This window comes from Rhodococcus koreensis (genome assembly GCF_017068375.1).
GTDB lineage: Bacteria > Actinomycetota > Actinomycetes > Mycobacteriales > Mycobacteriaceae > Rhodococcus_F > Rhodococcus_F koreensis.
On record NZ_CP070609.1, the window covers coordinates 5,868,654 to 5,886,624 of the forward strand.

Here is a 17,971-nt window from a genome sequence, read left to right on the forward strand (position 1 = left end):
CTCCCCACAAGTAGCGAGGTGACGCGCGTTCGCGCTGCTAACCACCGGAATGCATGAGGTCGGCGCCGGCGGGCACCAGGCAGTCGTCGGGGTCGTCGAGCCACCCCTCGGGGAGGGCGACCGTGCCGGGCGATCCCTGCCGCCCGCGCGGACCCTCGGCGTCCTTGGGGAACGGGATGGTCGGATCGAGCTGGACGAGGAGGTCGTCGAGTTCGGTGAGTTTGCTCACGAGGGCCATCGCGACCCGCAGTTCGGACCCGGCGGGGAAGCCCCGCAGGTACCAGGACACGTGCTTGCGCAGTTCGCGCAGGCCCTTGTCCTCGCCGTGGTGATCGGCGAGGAGTTCCGCGTGCCTGCGGATGATCGTGGCCACCTCGCCGAGGTTGGGCGGAGTGGGCTGCGGCTTTCCGTTCAGTGCCGCGCTCAGCTCCGCGAACAGCCACGGCCTGCCGAGGCACCCGCGTCCGACGACGACGCCGTCGCACCCGGTCTGCTCCATCATGCGGGCCGCGTCCTCGGCCGCGAAGATGTCGCCGTTCCCGAGGACGGGCACGTCCGTGACGTGTTCCTTGAGCCGGGCGATCTCGTTCCAATCGGCCGTGCCGGAGTACCGCTGCGACGCGGTACGCGCGTGCAGCGCGACGGCGGCAGCACCCTCGCCGGCGGCGATCCGGCCGGCGTCGAGATGCGTGTGATGCTCGGCGTCGATGCCGACGCGGAACTTGACGGTCACCGGGACGTTGGTGCCCTCGGTCGCCTTCACGGCCGCCGCGACGATCCGGCCGAACAGCGTGCGCTTGTACGGCAGCGCCGCACCGCCACCCTTGCGGGTCACCTTGGGGACGGGGCAGCCGAAGTTCATGTCGATGTGGTCGGCCATGTTCTCGTCCACGATCATCTTGGCCGCCGCGTACGTGGTGTCCGGGTCGACGGTGTACAGCTGCAGGGACCGTGGCGTCTCGGTCGGGCCGAACGTCGTCATGTGCAGGGTCGCGGGCTGCCGCTCGACCAGCGCACGCGCGGTCACCATCTCGCAGACGTACAGGCCGGACGTGCTGCCCGCGCGTTCCGTCTCGAGCTCACGGCACAGCGTGCGGAAGGCGACGTTGGTGATCCCGGCCATGGGGGCCAGAACCACCGGACTGCGCAGCTCGAGCGATCCGATACGAAGGGATGACATTGACGACCTCTGGGAAAGTGCTGGAAAAAACTGTGCCCGGTACCGAATCCGGTACCGGGCACAGGATAACTGTTTACGTCAGGAAGCCTTCTGCTCGCGCTTCTTGGCCTCGCGGGCCAGCATGCGGTCGCGCTGCTCCTCGAACTTGGTGGCCTGGCCCTCGAGGTTCTCGAGGAACTTGCCGAGGCTCTCGCGGATCTCCTCGCCGCGGGCGGTGAAATCGTTCCGCTCGAAGATGTTCCACTTGCGCAGGACGGGCATCACGACCTCTTCGAGGTGCTGACGCAAGTCGTAGATGCCGTGCTTGGCCATGAGCACACCGTTGCGCCGGAAGTTCGGCATACCGGCGCCCGGCATCTGGAAGTTCTGGACGATCATGTTGACGGCCTCGAGCGCCTGGTCGGGCGCGAGGTCGAGGGCCGCACCACACATGTTGCGGTAGAAGATCATATGCAGATTCTCGTCGGCCGCGATGCGCTGCAGCATCTTGTCGGCGATCGGGTCCTTGCACGCCTTGCCGGTGTTGCGGTGGCTCACACGGGTGGCGAGTTCCTGGAACGTGACGTACGCGACGGAGTGGAGGAAGCCTGCGTCGACGTCGGCGGGGGAGGCGAAGCCGTTCGTCATGTGCTCCATGCGGAACTGCTCGAGCTGGACGGGGTCGACGGCGCGGGTCACGACGAGGTAATCGCGCATCACGATCCCGTGACGGTTCTCCTCGGCGGTCCAGCGACCGACCCATGTTCCCCACGCGCCGTCCTGGGAAAAGTTCTCGGCGATCTCGCGGTGGTACGACGGCAGGTTGTCCTCGGTGAGGAGGTTCGTGATCATCGCGGCCTTGGCGACCTCGTCGAGCTGCGACTGCTCGGGGTCCCAATCGGTGCCGCCCATCGCGGCGAAGTTGCGTCCCTCGTCCCACGGAACATAGTCGTGGGGGTGCCATTCCTTGGCCATGGAGAGGTGGCGGTTGACGTTCTCTTCTGCAACCGGCGACAACTCCTGCAGCAGTTCGAGTTGGGTCAGGTCCCTCGCCATGTGTAATGCCTCCAGTAGCTCAAATTTGACTTTGTTCAGCCTACGGCACCGTAAGTAGGTTGGTAAACGCCGTCGGCGGCCCGGGAACCGTCGAAGTTACCGATCCGTAATGGACCTTCCGGGATGTGTCGCCGCCACGCGGCGAACCGTTACATGACAGTGTACTGATGAGGTTGCGTGTGCGGTGACCAGCGTAATCATCCCAGGGAGAGATCATCACAGCGACGCGCGGGCAGTTGTGGACGATCACAGATTTGTGGGTCTCCACAGATTCCCCGCCCTAACTCGAGCCGTGTCGACGGTTGCGTAGGAGGCGCTTCGTCCGGCTCCGAGTCTCCTGGGAATTCGATCCACCCCAGGTGTGAATATCGACACCCTGCGGGACGGCGGTGACCCGCCGCCCCGTCTCGCTACTTCTTTCCGCCGCCGAGCAGTCCGCCGAGCATGTCGCCCAGTCCGCCGCCCGCACCCTTCCCGAGCAGGCCACCGAGAACCCCGCCGAGCCCGCCGGAACCGCCGCCGCCTCCGAGGAGTCCGCCCAGTACGTCCCCGAGACCTCCGCCTGCCTGGCCTGCACCTTGCGGCTGCGCCTGCGGAGCGGAACCGCCGCCCGTCACCTGCTTGGCGATGTACGCCAGCACGATCGGCGCGAGGATCGGCAGCAACTGCTTCATGAGGTCGCTGCCCACTCCGCTGCCGCCGCCGACCCCGCCGAGTGTGCTCGCCACCTGGTCACGTTCGCCGCCGAAGATGTTGGACACGATCTTGTCGCCGTCGTCCGTGTCGACCTGGTCGATGTCGATTCCGCCGTCCAGCAGCGTCGTGCCGCGGTGATCGTGCAGCGCGCTCTGCAGGGACGCGGCGCCGTCCGGGTCCTCGGCGTTGGCGCCGAGCCCGCCGACGAGCGTCGGCAGCGCCGACTTCACCGCGGTCTCGGCGGTGGCCTCGTCGACGCCGAGTTGCCGGGCGATCTGGTTGATCGGAATCTGGGACAGAAGGTCGTCGATCGATGCCATGGATGCCTGCCTCGTCATGGGGCTCTTCGTCGAAACCCCCGGACTTCCGACATTAGTGAATCCCGTATGTCCGATATGCCTGTTGCGGTCGGTCGGGGTGCTGCCGACAATCGTCACATGGGCAACAACATGAGCCGCCTCGAACAGATCGCCGCCGAATTGCCCGAAGCCGTACGGGTGGACATCGCCCAGTGGGACGGGCACCCGACGTTCCGGGTGCGGGGCAAGAACTTCGTGTTCAGCGACGTGGACGCCACCCGGTTGACGGTGAAGCTCACCGTCGACGAGGCAGAAGCGGTGGTCGCGACGGAACCGGGGGCTGAGCCCGCGGGATACGGTCTCGGTAGACACGGCTGGATCGCAGTGGACGTCGCGGACGCGGACGGGCCCCGGTGGGAACAGCTGCGTGAGTGGATCAGGACGTCGTACACGCTCGTCGCGCCGAAGCGACTGGCGAAGCAGGTGCTGGACGAAGAACCGTTGCCGACGCAGGGAGACCAGTCATGACGACCGACAACAGCGCATCCACCACCACGCCGGCGAAGTCGGGACTGCCGTCGTGGGCCAAGAAGGCCATCGGGATCGCCGTCCTCCTGGTGGTGCTGGTCATCGCGTATTTCATCCTCGCGGCGTACCTCCCGCGGGCGTGGGCGCAGAACGTGGGCGGGATGGCGGATGGCAGCTTCGGCGGCGGCATCCTGTGGGGACTCTTGTTCGGCACCCTGTGCACGCTGCTGCCCCTGCTGCTGTTCCGCGGGGCGTGGCGGTTGTTCCGCAAGCGCCGGTTCAAGCCCGTGCAGATCGTGTTGCTGATCCTCGGAGTCCTTGTGGTGCTGCCCAATCTGCTGACGCTCAGCGTGGTGCTCGGCGGCAACAGCGCGGCGCACGCCGGCGAACGGATCATGGACGTCGACGCGCCCGGATTCCGCGGTGCGTCGCTCGCCGGCGCCATCATCGGGGTGGTGCTGTTCCTCGGCGTCGCCGGAGTCAGCTTCACGTACCGCAAGCGCGGTGAGGATCTCGCCGAGATGCGCGGGGACACGAAAGCGAAAGACGGGCAGGTCGGCGACGGGCCGTCACCCGCCGCGCCCTGACAATTCACCACACGAGCACGGGTTTGATCACCGTCCCCGCAGCCTGATCGGCGACGGCGCGGTTGATGTCCTCGAACCGGTACTCGGTGACGAGACGGTCGAACGGGAACCTCCCCTCGGCGTGCAACGCCAGCAACTGCGGAATGAACTGCTGCACGGACGAATCGCCCTCGACGCAGCCGCGGAGGGTCTTGCCGTTCAGCATCAGGTCCTGAATGTTCACCGCCACTTCGGGTGTGCCCAGTCCGACGACCACCGCGCTGCCTCGCGCCCGCAGCGACGACAGCGCCTGACCGATGACGGCGGGGATCCCCGTCGTGTCCAGGGTGTGGGTGGCGCCGCCGCCGGTCCCCGCGCGGATCGCCGCGACGACGTCCTGCGTCCCGGGATCGAGCGCGACCGCACCGAACTCCGCCGCGAGCGCACGCCGCGCGGGCACCGGATCGACCACGAAAAGCGTTGCAACGCACACTGTTCGGGCGGCGAGCAGGGCGGCGAACCCGACGCTGCCCGCGCCGAAGACGACCACACTCGAATCGCTGCCTGGGCGGAGCACGTTCAGTACCGCACCGGCACCCGTCTGGAACCCGCAGCCGAGCGGCGCCGCGGCGGCCAGGTCGACGGACTCGTCGACGACGACGATGTTGTCGGCCGTCGCGAGAACGTGGTCGGCGAAGCTGGACTGGCCGAAGAAGGCGGCGCGCACCGGTTCGCCGTTCCGGGTGACGGTGGCCGAACCGTCCACACGCCTGCCCGAACTGTTCAAGCGGTGCGCGTCGACGCAGTACGCCGGACCCGCACTTCGGCATTGGTCGCAGTCACCGCAGTGGCGGTAGCTGAGAATCACATGATCGCCGGGCGCTATCCCGCTCACGCGTGCCCCGACGTCGACCACGATCCCGGCGCCTTCGTGCCCGAGGACGGCCGGACCGGCGACGGTGGGGAGTGCCGCCTTGGTGACGAGGTCCGTGTGGCACAGGCCGGTGGCGACGACCCGCACCAGAACCTCGTCCGCGCGGGGCTCGTCGAGTTCGACCGTCTCCAGCGTGAACGGAGACTCGGGACCGAGGGAGAGTGCTGCGGTGACCTGCATTGGGGCTCAGTCTCTTTCGAGCAGGAAGTAGTAGTGCCTGCCGCCGTCGAGGACCAGTGCGGACTTGCCGTTCATGATGCCCATGAGGGTCGAGTCGTCGACCTTCTTGAAGTGATCGAAGATGGGGGCGCCGTCGTACACCATGGTGGCGGTGACCTCGCCCCGGAACTCGATGTTCCACAGACTGGCCTCGCCGTTGCCGCCCTCGACGTCGGAATAGAGGTTCCCGTCTGCGTCCCGGCAGATCAACGGTTTCGCGTCCTCGAGGGAGTGGAACGTCTTTCCGTGCCAGCGGCTCGCGACCAGCTTGTCGTGCAGGCGGTGCCCGGTGGCGAAGTCGTCGCCCTTCCAGCTGCCGAGGATGTCCTCGGCCCGCACGGTGTCGAGTGCCGCCCACACGGCGTCGAGTTCGTCGGGGGAGACGCCGGCGTCGCGCTGTCGAAGCTCGTGGAACGTGCTGCGGGCCTGATCGATGTTCATGGTCGTACCTCGGGTTCTCGTGCGGACGGGAAGGTCGAAGAGTTTCCGAACCAGATTGTTCGTCAACTGCGCAGGCTACGCCGAACCAAATGGTTCGGCAACGGGCAATTTAGGATGTCGGCATGCGATCAGCGGGAGAAGCCACGCGCGACCGGATCCTCGCCGCGGCCAAGGACGAATTCGCCCGCTACGGAGTCGCCGGGGCCCGGATCAACCGCATCGCGGAGGCGGCCCGGGCGAGCAAGGACCGCCTGTACGCGTACTTCGACAGCAAGGAAGCGCTGTTCGACGCCGTCATCCAGCAATGGATCGTGGAGACGACGGAGCAGACGGCACTGCGGGGCGACGATCTGCCGGGGTATGCGGGCCGCTTGTTCGACGACTACGTGGCGCACCCCGAGAACGCACGGCTGCAGGAGTGGGCCGACCTCGAGATGCGGGAACAGATCGCGGACAGCGACGCGCGGATCGTCACCCTGCGGCCCAAGGCCGCCGAGATTCGCCGAGGGCAGCAGGAGGGGTTCGTCGATCCGTCGTGGAACGCAGGCGAACTACTGCTCGTGATCACCGACGTCGTCCGATCGCTGGCCACCGCGCCGGGCGGCAAGAAGTCAGGGGAACGCACGGTGGCGCAGCGGCGGCAGACCGCCGTCGAGGCCGTTCGGCGGTTGATCCGGGTGTCCTCGGTGGAGGACGCGCCGCGCCGCGGGTGAGTGCCGCTCAGCTCCGCAGTAGCGCGTTGAGGCGGGCGGCCTGACGCGTGAGGTGGTCTCGTTCGGGGAGATTGGGCGCCTTGTCGGCCGCCTCCGCGTAGAGCCGTGCCGCCGTTGCCAGGTCGCCGTCCCGCTCGCGGAGATACGCCGCGACCGCGGTGTGACGGGGCAGTGCGTCGTCCAGCGCCGCGAGTGCGGCCAGCCCGGCGCGCGGGCCGTCGGCCTCGCCGACCGCGACGGCCCGGTTGAGGCGGGCCACCGGGCTGTCGGTGAGGTGCACCAGTTCGTCGTACCACTCGACGATCTGCACCCAATCGGTCTCCTCGGCCGTCCGGGCGTCGGCGTGGAGCGCGGCGATGGCGGCCTGGGCCTGGAATTCGCCCAGGCGGTCGCGGGCCAGGGCCGCCTGGAGGATGTCGACGCCCTCGGCGATCAGACGGGTGTCCCACAGGCTGCGGTCCTGCTCGGCGAGGGGTACGAGGCTGCCGTCGGGGCCGGTCCGTGCCGGGCGCCGCGCGTGGTGAAGCAGCATGAGCGCGAGCAGACCCGCGACCTCCGGATGGTCGATCGCGGCCGCGAGCTGACGGGTGAGCCGGATCGCCTCGGCGGCGAGGTCGACCTCGCCGGAATACCCCTCGTTGAACACCAGGTAGAGCACCCGCAGCACCGTGGCGACATCGCCGGGCTGGTTGAACCGGACGCCCGAGACGGTCCGCTTGGCCCGGCTGATGCGCTGGGCCATCGTCGCCTCCGGAACCAGGTAGGCCTGCGCGATCTGACGCGTCGTCAGGCCGCCGACCGCGCGCAGCGTGAGCGCGACGGACGATGCCGGTGTCAGGGACGGGTGCGCGCACAGGAAGTACAGCTGGAGCGTGTCGTCGACCGCCTCGGCCGGTCCGGGCACCGGCTCGGCCTCGATGCGTTCCTCGCGCTGCCTGCGGGAGGAGTGGGCGCGGGCGGTGTCGAGGAACTTCCGCCAGGCCACGGTGACCAGCCAGCCCTTGGGATCCCGCGGCGGGTCGTCCGGCCACACGCGCACGGCCTCGACCAGGGCGTCCTGCACGGCATCCTCGGCCTCCGCGAAGTCGGCTCCGCGGCGGACGAGGATCCCGATCACAGCGGGGGTGAGGGTGCGCAGTGCCGCCTCGTCCACTGGCGAACCTCCTTGGTGAGGTACGGCCCATTGTGGCCGTGTTCACTGCGGGGACGGAGCCGGCCGCGGATTCTCGACATCCCGCGACCAAGGTGAGCACGTCGCCGGGTCGACGGGTGGTCACATGGTGACCACTCCGCCGCTCCGAACGCGTCTATCGCACTACCTGACCAGGATGAACCGGTCAGGACGGTGCCCCCAGTAGGGCTCGAACCTACGACCTGCGGATTAAAAGTCCGTAGCTCTACCAACTGAGCTATAGGGGCGCGGGGCCAGAGTCTAGTGCGCAGACGGTGACCGAGAGAACAGCACCCCCGGCACGGCGCGCCGTGCCGGGGGATGGAAGTGGTCGGCTCGGGTGCGCACCCCCTGCAGCGCACCCGAGCCGACCCAAATTATACCACTTGGTGTGTTTTCGGCGGCGGTCCGATTTCGGGTCAATAACGGGCGCAAGGTTTGTTTTAGGGAAGTTTTCATGATCTAAAGACTGCTCTGTTGGTTCTTTCAAAACGGGGATACTGTTATGTATGGCTCCAAGCTCGCCCCTGCAGGGCGAAAAGCGGGGGTTACTACATTTGGGAGAGGGATTCACCGTCATGGCACGTCAGCAGGAGCGTGCGCGACGCACTCGCGCTGCACTGGTGGAGTCGGCCGCGATCGAGTTCGCGAAGCGCGGCTATGCGGCGGCGTCGGTCAACACGATCCTCGAGGGCTCGAACGCCACCAAGGGGGCGATGTACTTCCACTTCCAGTCGAAGGAAGAACTCGCCCGCGCCGTCCTCCAGTCCGGGGTGGAGCAATTCACCGCCCTGACCGACAGGTGGACGAGTCGCACGGACATCGGGCCCTTCGAGGCGCTGCACGGTTTCGTGATCGACCTGGCGAAGCTGTTTCATTCGAGCGTCATCGTGCGGGCCGAGTTCCGGCTGATCGTCGAACCCGAGTTCTACCCGGACGTGCAGTCCGGTGGCTCGCAGGTGTGGGGGCGCACCGCGCACGCGTTCGCGATCCGCGCCCAGCGGGACGGGTCGCTGCGCGCCGATGCCGACCCGGAGAAGTTCACCCGGGTCCTGGCGGCCTCTCTCGCCGGCCAGCGGTACATGTCCGACATGACCGCGCTGGAGGGCGACCTCGGTACACGGTTCGTCGAATCGCTCGAAGTGATCCTCGCGGCGATGGCTTCACCCGAATGGCTGGAGAAGTTTGCGCGGGACGGATGGCCGGATTCCGGGTCAGAACTGCCCGATTCGTAGTCTGACCTGGCGATTTGGGAAATTCTCGATCCGTGTCCTAAGCTATCCAAGCTCCCAACGGAACGCCGTTGAGGTACTGGTTCGGAGAAATCCGACGGGCCCCCTTCGTCTAGCGGCCTAGGACGCCGCCCTTTCAAGGCGGTAGCGCGGGTTCGAATCCCGTAGGGGGTACGTTTGACCGGTGTCGAGCATGCGGTATGGTTCGACGGCAGTAAAGTGACACGCAGTAACGCTCTACACTTGTAGAGCACAGCAGGACAAGCAAGGCCCTGTGGCGCAGTTGGTTAGCGCGCCGCCCTGTCACGGCGGAGGTCGCGGGTTCGAGTCCCGTCAGGGTCGCAAGTGTGTTGCCGATACACGGTATCGGCAACACAATGCGATAGGCATTCGGTTCGGGTGCCGTCCGGCCAGGTAGCTCAGTTGGTACGAGCGTCCGCCTGAAAAGCGGAAGGTCGCCGGTTCGATCCCGGCCCTGGCCACCACGATTCACAGAAACTCCGTTGTCGAGAACGTCGACAGCGGAGTTTTTTCGTTCCCACCCCACGTGAGTGCCAAAGTGTGGGGGAACACACTTTGGCACTCACGTGGGGCTACCGTCGCGCGACGCCGGCGAAGTGACTGTCGCTAGGCTGACGTCCATGAGCACTGCTGAAGAGCCGCTGACGGCGGGCCGCGACGGGCTGTTGTCGTTGCTCCGCAACGGGCAGCTGCCCTCGCGCGGGGCCAAGGCCCCGCAGCGGGAGCGTTACCAGCGGATCGTCGCCGCGGCGATGGAACTCGCCTCCGAGGGCGGGTACGACGCCGTGCAGATGCGCGCCATCGCGGATCGGGCGGGCGTCGCGCTGGGCACCGTGTACCGGTACTTCCCGTCGAAGAACCACATGCTGGTGATGGGCCTCCTGATGGTGTTCGAGGGCATGCGGTCCCGGTTCGAGAACGTCACCATCCCCGGCGACACCCCGTCGGAGCGGATCCTGTTCGTGCTCCGGAAGAACACCGAGGTCCTCGAGAAGGACCGGCCGCGGTACGAGGCCCTGGTGCGTGCGTTCATGTTCGCGGACGCATCGGCCTCGGCCGAACTGGATGCGTTCGGCGCCCTGATGACGGAGATGTTCGCCAAGACCATCGGTGTCGAGCAGATCTCCGACGACCAGTTGAACGCCATCCGCGTGATCGGCGACGTCTGGATGTCGAGCCTGGTGTCCTGGGTGGCCGGCCGCATCTCGGTGGACGAGGTGATGGCGCACCTGGGGCTCGCGGTTCGTCTCGTGTTCCGCCGCCTCGGCGGCTAGTCGTCAGCCGACGCGCCCGAAGTAGGCGTCGCGAATCACCGCCCTGTCGTCGATCTCGCCCGCATCCGCGTCCATGACGACGCGTCCGACGTCGAGGACGGTGACGTGGTCGGCCACGCTCATCGCGGCGTCGACGGCCTGCTCGACGAGGAGCACCGCCAGCCCGGCCTCCTTGAGGGTGTTCACGCGTTCCATGACCTCGCCGACGATCACGGGCGCCAGCCCGCCGGACGGCTCGTCGAGCAGTAGCAGGGTGGGTTTCGCCATCAGCGCCTGCCCGATCGCCAGCATCTGCTGCTGCCCGCCGGACATCGCACCGGCGAGCAGGCCGCGTTTCGCGCCGAGGACGGGGAACAGGTCGTAGATCCGTTCCACCTCCTCGCGGACGGCCGACCGTCTCATCCTGCGGACGTACCCGCCGAGAATCAGGTTCTGTTCCACGGTCTGCCGGTGGAAGACCCGCTTCCCCTCCTGCACGTAGGCCATTCCCTGGCGGACCCGCCGGTGCGGCGCCACCTTCGCGATGTCGCGGCCGTCGAACTCGATCGTCCCGGCGGACACCCTGTTCAGCCCCGAGATGGCACGCAGGGTGCTGGTCTTCCCCGCACCGTTCCGGCCGAGCAGTGCGGTGACCTTGCCGGGCCACACGTCGAGCGAGACGTCCCACACCACCCGCAGGTCGCCGTATCCGGATTGCACGTTCCGCAGGCTCAACAGCGGTGTCGCAGTCTGAACGCTCATGAGGTCGCCTCTCCGGCCAGTTCCGTGTCCTCGGCGACGACGCCGAGGTATTCGCTGAGTACGCGAGGGTTGTGTTCGATCTCGGACGGTGGACCTTCGGCGATCACGCGGCCCTGAGCGAGCACGACGATGGTGTCGGCGAGTGCCAGTACCAGGCGGAAGTTGTGCTCGACCAGCACGATCGTGCAGCCTGCGTCGCTGAGTTGACGGATCAGGCCGGCAAGGCGCTCCACTTCGTCCTCGTCGAGGCCGGACGCCACCTCGTCGAGCAGCAGGACCCGCGGTGCGGCGACCACCGACCGGGCGACCTCGAGCAGCCTCCGCATTCCCAGGGGGAGTGCGGTTGCGGTCTCGTCGCGCAGGTGCGACAGCCCCACGACGTCGAGTGCGCGTTCCGCCTCGGCGATGTCGGCGGCGCAGACCCTGTGATGACGGGGAAGCCGCAGGACGGTCGAGAGCATCGAAACCCGGTCGGTGCTGTACCGACCGGAGGCCACCGCCTCGAGGACGGTGACACCGTCGGGGATGTCGGGTGTCTGGAACGTTCGGGCCACGCCGCATCCGGCGACCCGTTCCGGCGCCTTGCCCTGGACCTCGGTGTCACCGATCAGGATTCGACCGCTGTCGGGGCGGTAGAACCCGCAGATCATGTTCAGCATCGTGGTCTTGCCCGAGCCGTTCGGTCCGATCAGTGCGGTGATGCTGCCCGGTTCCGCTCGCAGCGATGCGTCGTCGAGTGCCTGGTTGCCGCCGAAGGCCTTCGAGATGCCGTCGACCACGAGCACCCGACCCGGCATCGGGTCCATCGCCGATCGATCCGTGCCTCCGGGGCGGGCGTGTGTTCCACGGCCGGTCAGGCCCGCCGCGCGGTCCAACCGTGCCGCGGCCTGCTTGGCGACCTTCGCGAGGCCACCACTGAGGAGGACGCCGCCGAGGATCAGGAATCCGCCGTAGAAGACGAGGGCGTACTGCTGGAACTCGGACGACTGGTTCGGGCCGAGTTGCATGATCGCCGCCCCGACCGCCGCGCCGTAGACGCTCGTCGCGCCCCCGAGGATGCACGCCGCGAGAACTGCTGTCGCGAACGTGAATCCGAACGCTTCGGGGGAGACGTACATGTCGATGTTCGCGAACAGGGCGCCCGCGAGGCCGGCGGGGAACGCGCCGATCGCATAGCCGAGAAGCTTCATCCGGAACACCGAGATGCCCACCGAGGACGCGAGGACGGGGCTCTGTTTGAGGGTGCGGAACGCAATGCCGTGCCGGGAGGCCACCAGGTTGCGCAGGACCGCGAACCAGAGGATCGCGACGATGACGACCACCATGTAGAACCGGTCGGCGTCGATCGCCTCACCGAACAGGGTGGCCGGTTCGATCCCGCTGAGTCCGTTGCGGCCGCCGGTGGTGTCGCCGAAGACGGCGATGATGTCCGGCACGAGGAGAACGAGGAAGAACGACGTCATCGCCAATGACCAACTGCCGAGCCGCAATCCCGGGATTCCGGTGACGATGCCCACCGCGAGCGCCACCAGCCCCGAGGCGGCCAACTGCAGCACGATGTCCGTGTATCCGGCGATCGACATGAGCCCGGCGGTGTACGCCCCGGCCGCGTACATCGCGGCCTGGCCGAGCGCGAGTTCCCCCGCGTAGCCGAGGCTGAGATTGAGGCCGCTGACGACCAGCGCGAGGATGCAGGCGAGTTGCACCTGCCGGGACAGCGCGAAGCCCAGACCGAACTCCGGCAGGAACAGCACGAGGAGGCCGACGGCGAGCGGGAAGAGCCAACCGGGGGCCGATCGAATCAGGCGCCACAGAGCCATTGTTCACACCACCCGTTCCCGCGTCCGGCCGAACAGTCCGGCCGGACGCACCATGAGGATCGCGATGAGGACGACGAAGACCGCGATGTTGCTGTACTGGCTGCCCAGGTCGAGAGCGGCGAACGACTCGACGAGTCCGACGGTCAGGCCGCCGACCAATGCGCCGGGGAGCGAGCCGAATCCGCCGATCGCCAGGGCGACGAAGCCCTTGATCGCCAGGGCCGAACCCAGGGTGGCCACCGCGAACGTCTTGGGACCCACGAAGAGCCCGAGGAAACCGGCGAGCGCTCCGGAGAAGGCGAACGCACCGAGGGCCAGCGCCCGGACGTTGACACCGCGCAACAGGGCGGCTTCGCGGTCCTCGGAGATGCCCAGGAGGGCGAGACCGGTCATGGTCCGGGTGCCGACCCGTCCGAGGACGACCACCAGCACGACCGCCAGAATCAGCAGCACGATCTCGACCGGATATGTGCGGCCGCCGAGGACCGTGATCGGGTCGTTCGAGCCGAAGAACGGGACGGTGAGCGGTTCGCTTCCCCAGATCAGCTGCGTCGCACCGTTGATCAGCGTCGCGGCGCCGAGCGTGGTGACGAGCTGATTCTGGTGATCGCGGACCGGCCGGACCGCGACGATCTCCTCGATCCCGGCCAGGATCATCACGGCGACCGTGGCCGTCACCGCGACGACGAGGATGGGCAACTTCAGGGTGACCAGGCCGGTGTAGGCGACGAAGGTGCCGACCATCATCAGCTGGGCCTGAGCGAAGTTGAACGTGTGGGACGAGATGAAGACGATGTTGTAGCCGATCGCGACGAGCGTGTAGACCGCCCCGAGCGCGAGGCCAGACCAGACTATGGTCACCGATATCTCCTGTGGGTGGGTGTCACGCGCTCGGGTTTCCGTACTGGCCGTTCAGGAGTGGGCTCGGCGGCACGAACTTGTACGCTTCGTCTCCCGGTTTCGACGCGTGCGAGTCTGCCGAGAAGTGATAGGACGGCGAAAACGCGGTCTCGGCGCCGTCGAGGACTTCCTGGTTCTCGAGCGCCTCGGCGAGGGCTTCGGGATCGGACGAGGAGCCGGCCATGTTCGCGGCGGCCACGACGAGGGGCAGTGCGTCGTAATTGTCGGCGAGGATCAGCGTCGACGGGATGTCGCCCATCGCCTTCATGTTGTCGACCATCGTGTTGACGGCGGTGTCGTTCGCGTCGTAGACCGTGCTCGACAGCACGTGCATGACCAGGTTCGCCGTGGCCGGAGTGCCGAGCACGCCTTCCGGTGCAGCCTTCGAGACCAGCGACGTTCCCGCGACCGACGTGTTTCCGACGAGCGGGATGTTCCAGTCGAGCCGCTGAAGGCTCGCGAGGAGGTATCCGAGTGGTGCCCCGTAGGCGTCCACGACGAGCGCCTGCGTGCCCCGGTTCTTGAGCGATTGCAGTTGTGCCGTCATGTCGAGTGCCGCGGTGTCGTACTCCTCGGATCCGGTGCTGCTCACCCCTGCTTCGCTCAGCGCGTCTTCCATCGCCTGTCCGAACACTTCGCCGTAGGCACTACTCCCGTGGACGACGCCGACGGACTGGTATCCCTTGCCCTTGATGTATCGCGCGATGGTCTCGGCGTTCTCGGCCGGTCCCGAGGCGAGGTCGAAGTTGAGCGGGTACTTCTCCGGATTCGCCGAATCCTCGGTGGGTCCGATGTTGAACGAGAGAATCTTGTTCTGCGCGAGGATCGGCAGTGTCGCGGTGGTGATGGTCGACGGACCGGAATTGAGGAAGAGGTCGGGCTTCTTTCCCGACGCGATGGCCTCCCGCAGTTTGGACACGGCCGTGGTGGCGTCGCCGGCGTCATCGACGACGGTGATCTCCACTTGGCGTCCGCCGACGCCGCCTGCTCGGTTCACGGCCTCGGCGCTCGCCTTCGCCGCGAGCACGGACGTCTGCGCGTTCGCGGCGAGCGCGCCCTGCCCGCTGATTCCGCCGGTCACGAGCACCCGATACGGTCCGCCGGCGGCGTCGGCGTCGTCTGCGCCCGCCCCGGAACACCCGGTGAGCGCGAGTGTGGTCGCGGCGAGCGCCGCTGTGAGAGCTGAGGATCGAATTCGCATGGGCGCCCCTTTAGCGTAAGCAAGCAAGTGCTTGGTTCGGCAAAAGGTAGCAGAACTAACGGTCGATGTCCGCGGAATGTCTCACTCGGCGGGAGGATTTCGCCCGGAACGTGCCGAACTCAGCGAAACGACTGCCGGATCACCGGTTCTCGCCGTTCGAGGATGGTGGCGGTGTGCTGCCGGACCATCGTGTCGAGGTGCTCACCCTGCGGTGCGAGCCAGAAGTCGCCGCGGTCGATGCCCGCGAAGACCAACTCCGCGAACGTGTCTGCGTCGAGTCCGTCGGTGTCGAGCAGTTCGCGCATCTGCGTGACCATCCGATCGACGGCCGGATGGGAGACTGTCCCGAACGGGTTGTCGAAGACGGATGTGACGACGGGCCCGGGTGCGAGCACGCTCGCGGACACCGGGGCGTCGATCATGCTCAACTCCATCTGCAGGCATTCGGTGATCGCGACGACCGCGAATTTCGATGCGCTGTACGGCGACATCATCGGACCGGGCGCGAAACCGCCGACCGACGCCGTGTTGACGACGCGGCCGGCGCCGCCCTGATCGAGCATCCGTGGAACGAACGCGCGGATTCCGTTGACGACGCCCGTGATGTTGACGCCGAGTGCGGCGTCCCAGTCGGATTCGCCGAGTTGCCAGAGGAATCCGGCCCGCATGATGCCGGCGTTGTTGAAGAGCAGGTCCACCCGGCCGAACGAGTCGAACGCGAGTTCGGCCAGGGCGTGGACGGATCGGGAGTCGGACACGTCGGTGACGCAGGTGAGGGCGCCGCCCAGGTCCGCGGACGCACGGTCCAGTGCGGCCGCGTCGATGTCGGCGAGCACCACGGCCATGCCGCGGGCGTGCGCATGCCGGGCGATCCCCGCACCGATTCCCGAGGCCGCGCCGGTGACGACGACAACCTGCTTCTCATCTGATTCCGGTTCCGTCACGGCTCGACGGTAGGACCGTCGACGGCGGCCTCAGCCCGGCCCTCTCGCTCAGCGGGAGGGATTCACGTGCCGCGACCCCACAGTGGTTCGAGGTCGGGGCCCTCCTCGCCCTGCTGCGCACCCCGGAAGCGCACCGCGAAGACGATCCAGCCGATGGCGGCCATCAGCAGGAAGCTGACCAGCCGGTACACGACGATTGCGGACACCGCTTCGGAGCCGGCCATTCCGCTGGCGGTCAGGGCGGGCACCAGCACGGCGTCCATGACACCGAGCCCGGCGGGCAGGAGTGGGATGGCCGAACCCGCGGCGTTGCCCGCCGCGTACGCGACGGCGAGCCCGGCGAATCCGGGATGGGCGCCGACCGCGTAGCACGCGAACGCGAGGCACGAGGCGTCTGCGATCCAGTTGAACAGCGACCACCCGAACGCGCGGGCCGTGTCGCGGCGATCCATCCGGACGGCGCTCATCTGGTCGACGATGTGCTTCCACTGGCGAACCCCGGTCAGCGGAGGCTTCTTTCGCAGCGCGTTGACGCCGCGCAGCGCGGTGATGCCCACGCCCTCGAGTGCGTCGGGTCGTGACGCGGCGTACTGGGCCACGACGAGGAAGGCGCACAGGCCGCCGAACGTGAAGATCAGCGAGAACGGGTTGGTCTTGGCTCCGACGAGCAGTGCGCCCGCGAGTCCGACGAGCGCCAGGCCGATCGCCTGAAGGACGCCGGCCATCACCAGTTGCCACGTCGCGATCACCGGCGACGCACCCCAGAGCCGCGTCTGCCGGTACGTGAACGTCGTCGCGAGCACCGGGCCGCCCGGCAGCGTCACGCTCATCGAGTTGGACGCGAACGTCACCGCCAGCGACTGCCGCTGCCTGATGTGCACACCCGCGACCCCCAGCAGGCAGCGCTGCACCCGGGCGAAGCTCGACATCGACGCCAGCGACGCCACGCCGGCCGCGGCCACCCAACCCCATTTCAGGTCGCCGAGGTTCTGGACGCTCTCGGACAGGTCCGGCCAGATCAGGACGATCTCCACCGCGAGCACCACGACGAGCAGGCCGCCGATCACCCATTCGACACGACGCCTGCGGGGCGTCGGGCGGGTGTCTTCGGCGTCAGTCATACGCGTCCATTACACATGGCGGGTGATCAGACCGTGTATCCGCCGTCGACGTCGAGCTTCTGCCCGGTGACGAAACCGGCCCGGTCGCCCGCGAGGAAGCAGACGGCCTCGGCGACGTCGGCGGCGGTGCCGAACCGGCGTAGCGGTATCCGGCTCATCGCGGCGTCGAGTGCGCGTTGATCGAGTTCTTCGGAGGTGATCAGCCGCTCGGCCATGCCGTCGGTGAGCATCCCCGGGCCCACCGAGTTGAAGCGGACGCCGTAGCGGCCTTCCTCGGCGGCGAATCCCTTGACCAGTTGTTCGATCGCGCCCTTGGTTCCCGGGGAAAGGCCGTCGCGCACCGGGAAGCGGCTGGTGGCCGCGGTCGTGACGGCGACGACGGAACCGGAGGCGTCCCGCAGCGCGGGCAGGGCGGCCTTGACGACGGTGAAGAACGCGACCGCCTCCTGCTCGAGGTGTTCGGCGTAGTCCCGGGGAGCGACCTCGGACAGGTGGATCATCGGGACGTGCGGTCCGGCGGCGTGTACCAGGATGCCGAGGCCGCCGAAGTGTTCGACGGTCTGCTTCACGACGCTCGCGACGCGCGGCTGGTCCGTGAGGTCGGCGGAGAACGCCTGTGCGGCGACGCCGCTGCCTTCCAGTTCGCCGACGAGGTCCGCGGCGACGTCGGCATTGGACCGGTAGGTGATGGCCACGTCGTGGCCGAGGGTCGCGAGTTGCCGTGCGATGGCGGAGCCGATGCCGCCGGTGCCGCCCGTGACCAGTGCGGCGCAGCGATTTCGAGGGGTGCTGGTGGCGGGTGTCGCCATGAGGAACTCCAAGCGTGTGAGGGAATCGCGTCCCTAACCTAGCAACTGCTTGGTTTCGGTGTGCGGGGAACCGTGCACCGAAGCCGAGCGCAGCCTTGCCTGGCTATCCGACCAGGCCTTTTCGTC

The 17,971-nt window shown here is 67.6% G+C and carries 18 protein-coding genes and 4 tRNA genes; 8 read left to right on the top strand and 14 right to left on the bottom strand.

What is annotated here, in order from left to right; genetic code table 11:
* Positions 1-37: 37 nt before the first annotated feature.
* The 3 genes from dusB to JWS14_RS26930 all read right to left on the bottom strand — a co-directional run bounded on the left by dusB (position 38) and on the right by JWS14_RS26930 (position 3,231).
* A complete protein-coding gene (dusB, locus tag JWS14_RS26920; RefSeq protein WP_206014792.1) occupies positions 38-1,180 on the bottom strand; it encodes a tRNA dihydrouridine synthase DusB in 1,143 nt (380 codons plus the stop codon).
* 78 nt (positions 1,181-1,258) lie between these two features.
* Positions 1,259-2,215, bottom strand: coding sequence for an acyl-ACP desaturase (locus tag JWS14_RS26925; protein WP_072943056.1), 957 nt, complete (start codon positions 2,213-2,215; stop codon positions 1,259-1,261).
* Positions 2,216-2,625: 410 nt separating this feature from the next.
* Positions 2,626-3,231, bottom strand: coding sequence for a DUF937 domain-containing protein (locus JWS14_RS26930; protein WP_206016191.1), 606 nt, complete (start codon positions 3,229-3,231; stop codon positions 2,626-2,628).
* Between the two features lie 66 nt (positions 3,232-3,297).
* Between JWS14_RS26930 and JWS14_RS26935 the strand changes: the two genes are divergently transcribed.
* The gene (locus JWS14_RS26935; protein WP_083395621.1) at positions 3,298-3,738 is read left to right on the top strand and encodes an MmcQ/YjbR family DNA-binding protein; all 441 of its coding nucleotides are present in this window, start codon (positions 3,298-3,300) and stop codon (positions 3,736-3,738) included.
* A complete protein-coding gene (locus JWS14_RS26940) occupies positions 3,735-4,325 on the top strand; it encodes a hypothetical protein (protein ID WP_072943059.1) in 591 nt (196 codons plus the stop codon). The genes JWS14_RS26935 and JWS14_RS26940 overlap by 4 nt, the downstream gene beginning before the upstream one ends.
* Positions 4,326-4,329: 4 nt before the next feature.
* Here the strand turns inward: JWS14_RS26940 and JWS14_RS26945 are convergent, their stop codons facing one another.
* Both JWS14_RS26945 and JWS14_RS26950 read right to left on the bottom strand, forming a co-directional pair.
* Complete coding sequence (locus JWS14_RS26945) at positions 4,330-5,418, bottom strand: NAD(P)-dependent alcohol dehydrogenase (RefSeq protein WP_206014793.1); 1,089 nt, start codon at positions 5,416-5,418, stop codon at positions 4,330-4,332.
* Positions 5,419-5,424: 6 nt separating this feature from the next.
* Positions 5,425-5,898, bottom strand: a complete 474-nt coding sequence (locus JWS14_RS26950; RefSeq protein WP_095863329.1) for a DUF4334 domain-containing protein — start codon at positions 5,896-5,898, stop codon at positions 5,425-5,427.
* A 122-nt stretch (positions 5,899-6,020) separates the two neighbouring features.
* On the opposite strand from JWS14_RS26950, the gene JWS14_RS26955 reads away from it, so the two are divergent.
* Entirely contained in the window at positions 6,021-6,611 is a 591-nt protein-coding gene (locus JWS14_RS26955; protein WP_095863330.1) for a TetR family transcriptional regulator, read from the top strand.
* A gap of 7 nt (positions 6,612-6,618) precedes the next feature.
* On the opposite strand, the gene JWS14_RS26960 is transcribed toward JWS14_RS26955, so the two are convergent.
* Both JWS14_RS26960 and JWS14_RS26965 read right to left on the bottom strand, forming a co-directional pair.
* On the bottom strand, positions 6,619-7,764 hold the full coding sequence (locus JWS14_RS26960) for an RNA polymerase sigma factor (RefSeq protein WP_072943067.1): 1,146 nt from the start codon (positions 7,762-7,764) through the stop codon (positions 6,619-6,621).
* Positions 7,765-7,957: 193 nt separating this feature from the next.
* A tRNA-Lys gene (locus tag JWS14_RS26965) sits at positions 7,958-8,030 on the bottom strand.
* A 330-nt stretch (positions 8,031-8,360) separates the two neighbouring features.
* Between JWS14_RS26965 and JWS14_RS26970 the strand changes: the two genes are divergently transcribed.
* The 5 genes from JWS14_RS26970 (at position 8,361) to JWS14_RS26990 (ending at position 10,309) form a co-directional block, all read left to right on the top strand.
* Complete coding sequence (locus JWS14_RS26970; RefSeq protein WP_095863331.1) at positions 8,361-9,017, top strand: TetR/AcrR family transcriptional regulator; 657 nt, start codon at positions 8,361-8,363, stop codon at positions 9,015-9,017.
* 98 nt (positions 9,018-9,115) lie between these two features.
* Positions 9,116-9,188, top strand: a tRNA-Glu gene (locus JWS14_RS26975).
* A 94-nt stretch (positions 9,189-9,282) separates the two neighbouring features.
* Positions 9,283-9,356, top strand: a tRNA-Asp gene (locus JWS14_RS26980).
* Positions 9,357-9,422: 66 nt separating this feature from the next.
* Positions 9,423-9,499 (top strand) — tRNA-Phe (locus tag JWS14_RS26985).
* Between the two features lie 156 nt (positions 9,500-9,655).
* Positions 9,656-10,309 carry a TetR family transcriptional regulator gene (locus tag JWS14_RS26990; RefSeq protein WP_072943071.1) on the top strand — a complete coding sequence of 218 codons (654 nt, stop codon included), beginning with the start codon at positions 9,656-9,658 and terminating at the stop codon, positions 10,307-10,309.
* A gap of 3 nt (positions 10,310-10,312) precedes the next feature.
* Here JWS14_RS26990 and JWS14_RS26995 read toward each other — a convergent pair whose 3' ends face one another.
* The 7 genes from JWS14_RS26995 to JWS14_RS27025 all read right to left on the bottom strand — a co-directional run bounded on the left by JWS14_RS26995 (position 10,313) and on the right by JWS14_RS27025 (position 17,845).
* The gene (locus JWS14_RS26995) at positions 10,313-11,050 is read right to left on the bottom strand and encodes an ABC transporter ATP-binding protein (RefSeq protein ID WP_206014794.1); all 738 of its coding nucleotides are present in this window, start codon (positions 11,048-11,050) and stop codon (positions 10,313-10,315) included.
* Positions 11,047-12,870: a branched-chain amino acid ABC transporter ATP-binding protein/permease gene (locus JWS14_RS27000; protein WP_072943074.1), complete on the bottom strand. Its 1,824-nt coding sequence runs from the start codon at positions 12,868-12,870 to the stop codon at positions 11,047-11,049. The genes JWS14_RS26995 and JWS14_RS27000 overlap by 4 nt, the downstream gene beginning before the upstream one ends.
* Before the next feature lie 3 nt (positions 12,871-12,873).
* Complete coding sequence (locus tag JWS14_RS27005; RefSeq protein WP_206014795.1) at positions 12,874-13,731, bottom strand: branched-chain amino acid ABC transporter permease; 858 nt, start codon at positions 13,729-13,731, stop codon at positions 12,874-12,876.
* Positions 13,732-13,753: 22 nt separating this feature from the next.
* Positions 13,754-14,971, bottom strand: a complete 1,218-nt coding sequence (locus JWS14_RS27010) for an ABC transporter substrate-binding protein (protein WP_095863335.1) — start codon at positions 14,969-14,971, stop codon at positions 13,754-13,756.
* Between the two features lie 119 nt (positions 14,972-15,090).
* Positions 15,091-15,915 (bottom strand): SDR family NAD(P)-dependent oxidoreductase, encoded by an 825-nt coding sequence (locus JWS14_RS27015; protein WP_072943079.1) that lies wholly within the window; start codon positions 15,913-15,915, stop codon positions 15,091-15,093.
* Positions 15,916-15,977: 62 nt separating this feature from the next.
* Positions 15,978-17,036 (bottom strand): lysylphosphatidylglycerol synthase transmembrane domain-containing protein, encoded by a 1,059-nt coding sequence (locus JWS14_RS27020; protein ID WP_206014796.1) that lies wholly within the window; start codon positions 17,034-17,036, stop codon positions 15,978-15,980.
* A 26-nt stretch (positions 17,037-17,062) separates the two neighbouring features.
* Positions 17,063-17,845 (bottom strand): SDR family NAD(P)-dependent oxidoreductase, encoded by a 783-nt coding sequence (locus tag JWS14_RS27025; RefSeq protein ID WP_095863338.1) that lies wholly within the window; start codon positions 17,843-17,845, stop codon positions 17,063-17,065.
* Positions 17,846-17,971: the final 126 nt, after the last annotated feature.

What these genes read in the sequence shown, in the direction of transcription:
- JWS14_RS27010 (WP_095863335.1), bottom strand. Translation starts at nt 14,971, where the DNA reads ATGCGAATTCGATCCTCAGCTCTCACAGCGGCGCTCGCCGCGACCACA.
- JWS14_RS26925 (WP_072943056.1), bottom strand. Translation starts at nt 2,215, where the DNA reads ATGGCGAGGGACCTGACCCAACTCGAACTGCTGCAGGAGTTGTCGCCG.
- JWS14_RS26940 (WP_072943059.1), top strand. Translation starts at nt 3,735, where the DNA reads ATGACGACCGACAACAGCGCATCCACCACCACGCCGGCGAAGTCGGGA.
- JWS14_RS26930 (WP_206016191.1), bottom strand. Translation starts at nt 3,231, where the DNA reads ATGGCATCGATCGACGACCTTCTGTCCCAGATTCCGATCAACCAGATC.
- JWS14_RS26990 (WP_072943071.1), top strand. Translation starts at nt 9,656, where the DNA reads ATGAGCACTGCTGAAGAGCCGCTGACGGCGGGCCGCGACGGGCTGTTG.
- JWS14_RS26950 (WP_095863329.1), bottom strand. Translation starts at nt 5,898, where the DNA reads ATGAACATCGATCAGGCCCGCAGCACGTTCCACGAGCTTCGACAGCGC.
- JWS14_RS27020 (WP_206014796.1), bottom strand. Translation starts at nt 17,036, where the DNA reads ATGACTGACGCCGAAGACACCCGCCCGACGCCCCGCAGGCGTCGTGTC.
- JWS14_RS27025 (WP_095863338.1), bottom strand. Translation starts at nt 17,845, where the DNA reads ATGGCGACACCCGCCACCAGCACCCCTCGAAATCGCTGCGCCGCACTG.
- JWS14_RS26995 (WP_206014794.1), bottom strand. Translation starts at nt 11,050, where the DNA reads ATGAGCGTTCAGACTGCGACACCGCTGTTGAGCCTGCGGAACGTGCAA.
- JWS14_RS26945 (WP_206014793.1), bottom strand. Translation starts at nt 5,418, where the DNA reads ATGCAGGTCACCGCAGCACTCTCCCTCGGTCCCGAGTCTCCGTTCACG.
- JWS14_RS26970 (WP_095863331.1), top strand. Translation starts at nt 8,361, where the DNA reads ATGGCACGTCAGCAGGAGCGTGCGCGACGCACTCGCGCTGCACTGGTG.
- JWS14_RS27000 (WP_072943074.1), bottom strand. Translation starts at nt 12,870, where the DNA reads ATGGCTCTGTGGCGCCTGATTCGATCGGCCCCCGGTTGGCTCTTCCCG.
- JWS14_RS26955 (WP_095863330.1), top strand. Translation starts at nt 6,021, where the DNA reads ATGCGATCAGCGGGAGAAGCCACGCGCGACCGGATCCTCGCCGCGGCC.
- JWS14_RS26935 (WP_083395621.1), top strand. Translation starts at nt 3,298, where the DNA reads ATGTCCGATATGCCTGTTGCGGTCGGTCGGGGTGCTGCCGACAATCGT.
- dusB (WP_206014792.1), bottom strand. Translation starts at nt 1,180, where the DNA reads ATGTCATCCCTTCGTATCGGATCGCTCGAGCTGCGCAGTCCGGTGGTT.